The 1,319-nt window shown below is 62.5% G+C and carries 1 protein-coding gene and 1 pseudogene; both read left to right on the top strand.

Annotated elements, in window-relative coordinates; all coding sequences use genetic code 11:
• A pseudogene (locus tag R5H23_RS17170) lies at nt 1-413 on the top strand (type IV secretion protein DotO); the annotation flags it as partial.
• Nucleotides 410-1,319, top strand: a 910-nt coding sequence (locus tag R5H23_RS17165; RefSeq protein WP_317216118.1) for a TrbG/VirB9 family P-type conjugative transfer protein, incomplete at its 3' end; no start/stop codon positions are given. The pseudogene R5H23_RS17170 and the gene R5H23_RS17165, both read left to right, overlap by 4 nt.

Below are 1,319 nucleotides of genomic sequence, written 5' to 3'. Positions count from 1 at the left end.
ACGGCCCCCGTGCCGATGGAAGCGGTGCCCCGCTCATCTGGCAGACGCGCGTGAACCACGAACTGTACGAGTTGTTCGTTCTCAATCTGATGGGGCCGATTGAACTGTGGGCGCTGTCCACCAGCCCCAAGGACACCGCCCTGAGACGCCGTCTTTATGACGCACTCGGGACGACAGAAGCACGTCGACGCCTCGCAAAGGTCTTTCCCAGGGGATCGGCCGAGCAGGAAATTGAGCGTCGCGAAGACGTCCGCATGAAAGCCGGCCAGGACGCAAGCACCGCCCTTGGCGGCGTGATCGAGGACATTGCCAGAGAACTCAGGGATGGTGTTGGGCTGGGAACGGTCATCCGGATGTCTTCTGAGGACGAGGTGTCCGCACTCACAAAGGAGTCCGCCACACTGTCAGCATGAAGAACGCTCTTTTCATGCTTCCCCTCGTTGGCCTTGCAGCGCTCAGCGGGTGTGCAGGTGCTAACACCGAGACCCCGGTGACAGTCGATGTCCCGGGGATGCCATCACCCGAGCTGGCCCTGCAAAAAAGCCTTGATCGCATCAACGGCTTTTTAGGGAGCCTGAACCAGAGGATCGACACGCCGGCTCGACAGACAACCGCGCTTGCTGTCACGCCCACTCACCCGGTCGATCTGGTGCCCAAAGCCACCGCGGCCTCGCCCATCGCCCTTGCCCCTACGCCGGCCCACGAAAGCAGTGCCCTCTCAGGCAAAGCGGGGCTGACATGGTTTGCCTACGGCGAGGGCTATGCCCGGGTCCATTGCGCGCCCGGCTCCCTCTGCATTCTTCGTCTTCAGCCGGGTGAGACGGTCGCAAGTGAGGCCCTTGCTGTAGAGCCAAAAGCCGGATGGCGGACAGATCTCGTGCGTGGAACACGCGGCATTCACGCTGCCTGGGCCGTCGCACTCACGCCAGAGCCAGCCGCCACGCAGTCAATCCTCCGCTTTGCGACCAGTCGACGCGCCTATGTTGTCGTGCTTGACCCGACCGGCCCGTCAATGCGCAGCATTGCCTACAGCTATGCTTCAGGCGATCCGCAGACGCAGCCTGAGCCGCCGCCGTCTCCAGAGGCCGTGGCCAAGCGGAATACGCCCGATTTCGACTTTCACATGGCAGGCAGCAGCCCGGCATGGAAGCCTCTGCGGATCTATCGCGAGGGCGATCACACCTACATTCAGTTTCCGCCCGGTGGGATTAACAGCGCTCCCCGTCTGGTTGTGCTGTCACCATCCACCGCTTCGACCCAACCGTATCGCACTGTCGGTGACTCCTACGTCGTTGATCTGCCGGTCACTGATGCCCTGT

Source organism: Gluconobacter sp. GP1, assembly GCF_032913585.1.
GTDB lineage: Bacteria > Pseudomonadota > Alphaproteobacteria > Acetobacterales > Acetobacteraceae > Gluconobacter > Gluconobacter cerinus.
Note: the sequence above shows the minus strand (reverse complement) of the source record. Positions and strands in the feature narration are given on the sequence as shown.